Source organism: Mycolicibacterium vaccae NBRC 14118 = CIP 105934, assembly GCF_001552715.1.
GTDB lineage: Bacteria > Actinomycetota > Actinomycetes > Mycobacteriales > Mycobacteriaceae > Mycobacterium > Mycobacterium vaccae.
In genome coordinates this window covers 19574-27810 of sequence record NZ_BCRS01000078.1, presented here as the reverse complement: position 1 = coordinate 27810, position 8237 = coordinate 19574, and the positions used below count along the sequence as shown (strand labels likewise).

The 8237-nt window shown below is 68.6% G+C and carries 7 protein-coding genes; 3 read left to right on the top strand and 4 right to left on the bottom strand.

All coding sequences use genetic code 11. The features are described from left to right. Positions 1-10 precede the first annotated feature (10 nt). The gene (locus tag MVA01S_RS16225) at positions 11-1354 is read left to right on the top strand and encodes an HNH endonuclease signature motif containing protein (protein ID WP_003928964.1); all 1344 of its coding nucleotides are present in this window, start codon (positions 11-13) and stop codon (positions 1352-1354) included. 13 nt (positions 1355-1367) lie between these two features. Here the strand turns inward: MVA01S_RS16225 and MVA01S_RS16220 are convergent, their stop codons facing one another. The 3 genes from MVA01S_RS16220 to MVA01S_RS16210 are packed head-to-tail and all read right to left on the bottom strand — an operon-like array spanning position 1368 to position 3539. Continuing rightward, on the bottom strand, positions 1368-1757 hold the full coding sequence (locus MVA01S_RS16220; protein WP_003928963.1) for a nitroreductase/quinone reductase family protein: 390 nt from the start codon (positions 1755-1757) through the stop codon (positions 1368-1370). Between the two features lie 15 nt (positions 1758-1772). Next, positions 1773-2939 (bottom strand): acyl-CoA dehydrogenase family protein, encoded by a 1167-nt coding sequence (locus MVA01S_RS16215; RefSeq protein WP_003928962.1) that lies wholly within the window; start codon positions 2937-2939, stop codon positions 1773-1775. Positions 2940-2975: 36 nt separating this feature from the next. Further along, positions 2976-3539: a TetR/AcrR family transcriptional regulator gene (locus tag MVA01S_RS16210; RefSeq protein ID WP_003928961.1), complete on the bottom strand. Its 564-nt coding sequence runs from the start codon at positions 3537-3539 to the stop codon at positions 2976-2978. Positions 3540-3931: 392 nt separating this feature from the next. Here MVA01S_RS16210 and MVA01S_RS16205 point away from each other — a divergent pair, with 392 nt between their 5' ends. Further along, a complete protein-coding gene (locus MVA01S_RS16205; RefSeq protein WP_003928960.1) occupies positions 3932-4909 on the top strand; it encodes an esterase family protein in 978 nt (325 codons plus the stop codon). Positions 4910-4980: 71 nt separating this feature from the next. Next, on the top strand, positions 4981-5979 hold the full coding sequence (locus MVA01S_RS16200) for an MDR family oxidoreductase (protein ID WP_003928959.1): 999 nt from the start codon (positions 4981-4983) through the stop codon (positions 5977-5979). On the opposite strand, the gene MVA01S_RS16195 is transcribed toward MVA01S_RS16200, so the two are convergent. Beyond that, on the bottom strand, positions 5939-8212 hold the full coding sequence (locus MVA01S_RS16195) for a molybdopterin-dependent oxidoreductase (RefSeq protein WP_003928958.1): 2274 nt from the start codon (positions 8210-8212) through the stop codon (positions 5939-5941). The two genes, MVA01S_RS16200 and MVA01S_RS16195, sit on opposite strands and share 41 nt — an antisense overlap. Between the last annotated feature and the right edge of the window lie 25 nt (positions 8213-8237).

Sequence of the window (8237 nt, the reverse complement as noted above, 5' to 3'; positions counted from 1 at the left end):
TGTTCGAGGTATGGAGTTGGTGTCCGAGGCGGTGGGGATGATCGCCGAGCAGGTCGCCGTGCTGTCCAAGGCTGCCGAGGAGTTGTCCCACCGCGAGCTCATCGGCCTGCTGACCGAGCTGACCACGGTGCTGCGTTCGGTACCGGCGCTCGAGCACAAGGTGCTGGCGCGGTTGATCGACGAGACCGAACCGCCCCGGCTGGGTGCGAAGTCCTGGAAGGCGGTGCTGACGACGTCGTTGCGGGTCTCCGGCGCCGAAGCCGCCCGCAGGCTGAAGCGGGCCAGAACGTTGGGGCCGCGCCGGGCGATGACGGGCGAACCGTTGGCGCCGCAGTGGGAGGCCACCGCCGCCGCGCAGGCCCGCGGAGAACTCGACGAAGAGCATGTCGAGGTGATCGCCAAGTTCCACCGCAAGCTGCCGTCGTGGGTCGATGTGGGTACCCGCGCTGCGGCCGACCGGCACCTGGCCGCAGCCGGGGCCGGGTTGGATCCGGAGAACCTCATCGAGGCCGCACGGGTGCTGCTGACCATGATCGACCAGGACGGCCCCGCACCGTCAGAGGAGGAGCGCGCGCAGCGCCGCGGAGTCGCCATCGGCAAGCAACAGCCCGACGGTTACCGCAGGATCAGCGGCTACCTCGACCCCGAAGCCAGCGCCTATCTGGACGCGGTCCTGGCCAAAGAAGCCGCCCCCGGAGCGAACATGCCCGACGCGGACAGCACCGGAGACGAGCCGGCCGACCGGGATACCCGCACTGTCGCCCAACGCAACCACGACGGGCTGAAAGCGCTGTGCCGGCGCAGCCTGCAATCGGGAGAACTGGGCAGCCACAACGGGTTACCCGTCACGGTGATCGTGTCGACGACTCTGCAGGAGCTGGAGAAAGGTGCGGGCGTTGCGGTCACCGGTGGCGGATCGCTGCTGCCGATGCCCGATCTGATCCGGATGGCCGCCGACGCTCACCACTATCTGTATGTCTTCGACGGGCACACCGGTCAAAGCCTGTATCTGGGCCGGTCCAAACGGCTCGCCAACGATGCCCAGCGACTGGTCCTGCATGCCCGCGACCGGGGCTGCACCCGGCCCGGATGCACAGTGCCCGGCTACTGGGCGCAGGTCCACCACGCCGTCGCGGACTGGAAAGACGGCGGACAGACCAACATCGACGATCTGACCTTCGCCTGCGGCCCCGACAACCGGATGATCGAGAACACCGGCTGGACCACCCGCAAGAACGCCATAAACCAGACCGAATGGATCCCGCCGCCCGAGCTGGACACCGGACAGCACCGCATCAACGGCTACCACCACCCCGATCGCTACCTCCTCCCTGATGACGACCAAGGCCCGTGAGAAGCGCTGTCGCTCAGTCGATGAGGTCGACCCGCACGGTGAGCAAATTCGTTCCGAATGCGCGCACGCCGACGTTGTTGTACTGGGGCAGGGTCCGCATCCGCGCCCGCGCGTCGTCGTCGGGGAGCAGGTGTGCCGTGCCGCGATGCCAGCGTCCGTTCAACCGCACGCGGACGTGGGGATCGGCTTTGATATTGCGGATGTAATCCGACTTCTCGCCGAACTCGGAGACGAACCAGAAGGTGTCGCCGATGCGGCGTCCGCCCAGCGGGGTGGTGCGGGGTTCGCCGGATTTGCGCCCGGTGGTCTCCAGCAGCGTCTGAAACGGCAAGCGCCGCATCAGTCGGTTGGCGACGTTCTTCTGGAAGAACTTGGTGACGCGGTCACGCGGCGTGTCCGTCATCGAACCTCCCCGGTCTCACACCATTGCGGTGCGCGGAATCTTCCTACCCATTGTGAGCGCGCCGGCCAGTTCCCGGCTGGTGTCGTAGTCGAAGATGACATGGCCGATGATCACGTCGATGTCGCGTTTGATGCGTTGCAGCGGGTTGTCCAGAAAATGTGCGCTTGCCCCGGACACGGCGAGCAGGTCGGCGACGATCGCCCGCGACTCGTGCACGATGTGTGCCGCCGCGAGCCTGGCCTGGCCGCGCACCGGCCGCTCGACGGGCTCGCCCGCGGCCACGATCGCCTCGATCTCTGCGACGGTGTCGGCCAACAAACTGCGCAACGCGCGTAACCGCACATTCGCCTCGCCGAGATGCATCGCCGCGACCGGCTTGTCCTTCTGCATGACGCCCTCGTAGGCCAGGAACCTCTGCGAGAGCCGCTCACCGTAGATCTCGGCGGCGCGCTCCGCACTGCCGAGCGCAGGCATCGCCGCCAGCAGCGCCAGCGCCGGCACCATCGGCCACCGGTAGGTGTCGGCGTCGTGCAACGCCGCGCCGGGCGCCGTCCCGGTGTAGATCTCGGACACTTCGACGACCCGGTGCGACGGCACGAAGGCGTCGTCGATCACCACGTCGTTGGATCCGGTCGCGCGCATGCCGTCGGTGTGCCACACGTCCTCGATGCGGGCGTCCTGGATCGGCAGCAGTGCCAGTACGGGGTAGATCGTGCTCGGATCGCCGGCCGTGCGTTCGCACAGTGCGCCGACCATGATCCAGTTGCCGTCCATCACGCCGGTCGCCCACGACCACCGGCCGGTCACCCGCACGCCGCCGTCGCACGCGATCCCGCGGCCCGTCGGGGCCAGGGGAGCCGGGGCCAGGAATGGGCGCGTCGCGAACGCCTCCTGCTGAGCCTGCTCGCTGAACAACGCGAGCATCCAGTTGTGGAGCGCATAGAAGCCGAGCGTCCACGCGCTCGAAGCGCACCCGTGGGCCATCCGGCGGACCGGGTCCAGGATCTCCGGGAACCGCGCCTGCATGCCGCCGTAGCGCGCGGGGACGAGGAGGTCGAAGAAACCGGTTGCCGTCGCGTCGGCGACGGTGTCGGCAGGCAGTCGGCGCAGCTGTTCCGCCTCGGCCGCGCGCGCGGCGAGCCGTTCGATGAACTCGGGGGTGACGAGTGGGGCCGTGGACATGGCCGGAAACTACCATACCTTTAGGTATGGAAACGGTCAGTGCGAGAGCATCAACTCCAGGAATCGCTCGCGCTGCGCGTCGACCGGCGGCCCCGGCGGGGTGTCGGAGAGATGAAGGAAGCCGATTCCCGCGGCGAACGTCGCCCGCGCCCGCATCTCGGCTTCCGCACTGTCGAACCCTGCATCGATGAACGCCTGCCGCACCGCGGACAGCACCAGGTGGTCGGCGTGCCGCACGCCGGCGGCCACCACCGGGTCGGTGCGGGCCCACTCCCGCATCGCACGCTCGAGCGTCCACTGCCGATCGCCGAGCAGCGAGGCCATCATCCGACTCAGCCGCTCACGGGGGCCGAGGTGCTCCAGTTCGCCGAAATGTCGGCGATCGCGGTCCTGCAACTGCGCCCAGGACTGCACCAGCGCGGCGCGGTAGGTGGTCATGTCGGCGAAATGCCAGTAGAAGCTGCCTTTGGTGACCCCGAGGCGCGTGCACAGGCGGTCGAGCTTGAGTGCCTCGCGTCCCTCGTCGGCCAGGATTTCGTAACCGGCCTGAATCCAGTCGTCGGACGACAATCTGCCTGAACGCGCGTGGGCTTTCGCCATTTCGCGGAGCTTACTGAACGAGGGGGCGCACGACGGTGCCGCCGCAACCGCAGAGACCTTCGCTGGAGGCGCGTCACCTGCGGCGATGGCCGTCCCGGAGCCCGATGGTCAACCCACCGCGCGCCCGTGTTCTTCGCCGTCGTAAGATTCGCCTTTCCGCAAATAAATGCGGCATTCCGCGTGGCCGGACTTTCTCCCGTCGTGGTCCCATGCTTTACTGCAACCGCTACAACTGAAGTTTTCTCGGCCCACTCCGCCGCCCATCGGCAGGTTCGGAGAGGTGAGACAGCGCGGTGGAGACATCGCTGTGGTGTCTGTGGCGTCGACGTCAGACCCGGGGGAACGCAGACAGGCCGCGCAACGCGGTACCGGAAGATGGATGGATTGACGGTATGAGACTTCTTGACAGGATTCGTGGGCCTTGGGCACGCCGTTTCGGCGTCGTGGCTGTCGCGACAGCGATGATGCCTGCTTTGGTGGGCCTGGCTGGAGGGTCGGCGACCGCCGGAGCATTCTCCCGGCCAGGTCTGCCGGTGGAGTACCTGATGGTGCCTTCGCCGTCGATGGGGCGCGACATCAAGATCCAGTTCCAGAGCGGTGGCGAGAACTCGCCGGCTCTCTACCTGCTCGACGGCCTGCGTGCGCAGGAGGACTTCAACGGCTGGGACATCAACACTCAGGCTTTCGAGTGGTTCCTCGACAGCGGCATCTCCGTGGTGATGCCGGTCGGTGGCCAGTCCAGCTTCTACACCGACTGGTACGCCCCCGCCCGTAACAAGGGCCCGACCGTGACCTACAAGTGGGAGACCTTCCTGACCCAGGAGCTCCCGGGCTGGCTGCAGGCCAACCGCGCGGTCAAGCCGACCGGCAGCGCCGCTGTCGGTCTGTCGATGGCGGGTTCGGCCGCGCTGAACCTGGCGACCTGGCACCCGGAGCAGTTCATCTACGCGGGCTCGATGTCCGGCTTCCTGAACCCCTCCGAGGGCTGGTGGCCGTTCCTGATCAACATCTCGATGGGTGACGCCGGCGGCTTCAAGGCCGACGACATGTGGGGCAAGACCGAGGATCCCAACAGCGGTTGGAAGCGCAACGATCCGATGCTGAACATCCCGACCCTGGTCGCCAACAACACCCGTATCTGGGTCTACTGCGGTAACGGCCAGCCCAACGAGCTCGGCGGCGGCGACCTGCCCGCCACGTTCCTCGAAGGTCTGACCATCCGCACCAACGAGACCTTCCGCGACAACTACATCGCCGCGGGTGGCCACAACGGTGTGTTCAACTTCCCGGCCAACGGCACGCACAACTGGGCGTACTGGGGTCGCGAGCTGCAGGCGATGAAGCCTGACCTGCAGGCGCACCTTCTCTGACGGTTGCACGAAACGAAGCCCCCGGCCGATTGCGGCCGGGGGTTTCGTCGTCCGGGGCTACTGTGGCCGACATGACCGAAATCAACGCGATGGTGGCTCATCAGGACGCCGAGGGCGTCATTGCGCTACGCCACGAGGTGGTCGACGACTCCTTCCTGCCCGACGGCGAGGTCGACATCCACGTCGAGTACTCCAGCGTGAACTACAAGGACGCGCTGGCCGTCAGCCCCAAGGGCGGCGTCGCCCAGTCCTACCCGTTGATTCCCGGCATCGATGTCGCGGGCACGGTCACCGCGAGCACCTCCCCGGACTTCGCCGTCGGTGACCGCGTCATCGCGCACGGCCAGGACATCGGGACGGGTCGACACGGCGGCTACGCGCAGGTGGCCCGTTATCCCGCCGACTATCTCGTCAAGCTGTCCTCGCTGAGCACCGCCGACGCTGCGGCCGTGGGCACCGCGGGCTTCACCGCGGCGATGAGCGTCAACGCGGTGCGCGCGCACGGGATCAACCCCGGCGACGGACCGGTCCTGGTGACCGGAGCCACCGGCGGCGTCGGCAGCCTGAGCGTGGACCTGTTGTCCGATCTGGGCTATGAGGTGGTGGCGTCCACCGGAAAAGCCGAAGCCCACGATCTGCTGCGTGACCTCGGGGCCGCCGAGGTCATCGACCGGGTCCCCGGCCCGGACGACAAGGTGCGGCCGCTGGGCAAGGCGCATTGGGCGGCCGTGGTCGACTGCGTCGGCGGCAAGACGCTGGCCTATGCGCTGAGCACGCTGAAATACGGCGGCGTCGCCGCGATCTCCGGGCTGGCCGGATCGCCGGATCTGCCGGCCACGGTGCTGCCGTTCATCCTGCGGGGCGTGACTCTGTCCGGCATCGACTCCGTGCTGCTGCCGATCGGGAAACGCCGCGAGATCTGGGCCCAGATCGAATCAGAGTTGTTGCCAAGCCATCTCGCGAGGGTCACCCGCGACGTGTCGGTACTCGAGGTCGAGGACGTGCTGAAGACGATCATCGGTGGCGGGGTCACCGGCCGGACCCGGGTGGTCGTCCACGACGGGTTCTGACCCGGCACGGCACCCCGTTGACCACCTGGGTGTTGCTCGGGACATCCACCAGCGCACCCGGATTGAGCCGGTTGACGTTGACGCCCGGGTGGGAGTTGGCCACATCCATGCGGGTTCCGTCGACGCCGTGCCCCCAGCCGTGCGGTAACGACACCACGCCCGGCATCATCTCGTCGCTCACCTCGGCGACCACCACGACAGAGCCCTCGCTGGTCGACACCTCCACCAGCTGCCCGTCGGATACCCCGTTGCCGGCCGCGTCGTCGGGGTGGATCAGCAGCGTGCACCGCTCCCGGCCGCGCATCAGACCCGAAACATTGTGCAGCCACGAGTTGTTCGACCGCAGATGGCGCCGGCTGGTCAACACCAGGTCGGGCGCTGCACGCTCCGAGCGATCCGCCAGCCGCGCGACATCGGCAGTCAGTACGGGATGGACGAGCTCGATCCGGCCCGACGGGGTGGTCAGCACGTCGGCCAGCCGACCGCCGTCGAGTTCGCCGAGCCGCAGCCCGTCGGGGTGGCGGCGGACCTCGGCGAGGGTCAACCCTCCGGGGCGGCGGCCGACGTCGTCACCCCACGGCCCGACGCGGATGCCGAGATCGATCATCCGTTCCGGGCCAACACCTTCCAGCGCCGCGAACACCTCGGCAGGGTCACGTCCGAACATGGGAGTGTCGGCCGCCTGGCAGGCGGTGTGGATGATGCCCTGGGTGTAGAGGTCGTCCATGGCCGGCACGTCGACCTCGGGCAGCGGAGTGCCCAGCAGTGCGCCCGCCAACCGCAGCATGAGCTCCCATTCCTGCGGCCGGTCCGGCGGCGGCGCCAGCGCCGGCTCGGACCACTTCACGCACGACGCAATGGAGTACATCCAGTACAGGTCGTCACAGTGCGGCCGTTCCAGCGGGGACAGCCCGGGCAGGACCACATGTGCGTGCCGACTGGTCTCGTTGAGCCAGTTGTCCACGGAGATCATCGCGTCCAGGCCTGCGAGTGCGGCGTCGAGGCGCCCGGCGCCCGGAGCGGAGAGCACCGGATTGCCGGCGACGGTGATCAGCCCGCGGATTCGGCCGTCGCCGGGGGTGTCGATCTCCTCGGCCAGGCAACTGACCGGAAACTGGCCGAGCACTTCCGGGGTCCCGCGCACCCGGCTGCGGAACCGGCCGAACCGCCAGCCCGGCCCGGGTTGATCGGGCGGCTTCATGAACATCGGCGACCACACGGCGGCCTTGGGGAACAGCGCCCCGCCGGGACGGTCGATGCTGCCGAGCGCGACGTTCAGCACGAACACCAGCCAAGTGGCCAGCGTGCCGAATTCCTGTGTGCACGCGCCGATCCGGCTGTACAGGACCGGGCGCTGCGCCGCGGCGAGATCCGCCGCGAGGCGACGGATCGTCGTCGCGGGAACCCCGGTGGCCGCCTCGACGTCCTCCGGGGCGAACGGCTCGGCCAGCGCGACGACGTCGTCGAGGCCGTCGACCAGGCCGTCCAGGTGCGCAGGGCGACGGATGGCCCCGTGCTCGGCCAGTGTGCGCAGCACGGCGAACAACAACAGCGCATCGGTGCCCGGGCGCACCGGAACCCATTCGGAGGCGCGGCGGGCGGTCGCGGTGCGGCGGGGGTCGATGACCACCACCCGGCCGCCGCGGCCCCGGATCGCGGCCAGGCGTCCCATGATGTCGGGCGCCGAGAGCATCGATCCCTGCGACGCCGCGGGGTTGGCGCCCACCATCACCAGGTGGTCGGTGCGGTCGAGGTCGGGGATCGGCGCATTCCACATCCCGCCGAACAGCAATGCGCTCACCACGTTCAGCGGCCACTGGTCGACGGTGCCGGGCGTGTAGTACGCGGGCATGCCCGCCGCGCCGGCCAATCCGACCAGCGCCCCGACGTAGGTTTCCAGGCCCAGGTTGTGCGCCACCGGATTGCCGAGGTAGACGGTTACCGCGGCGGCTCCGAAGCTGTCGACCACCGGGCGCAGCACCTTCTCGGCCTCGGCGAACGCGTCATCCCACGTGACCGGCACGTGGTCACCGGTCCGGGTGCGCACCAGCGGCGTGCGCAACCGATCCGGGTCGTGGTGGATGTGGTGCAGCGAGGCGCCTTTGGGGCACAGATGGCCGCGCGACCACACGTCGTCGGGGTCACCGCGCACCGAGGTGGCGGTGCCGTGGTCGACGGTGACGCGCAAACCGCACATCGCCTCACACAGCGGGCAGGTGATGCGATGCTCCACGAGCGCACCGTAGCAACCGATGCGC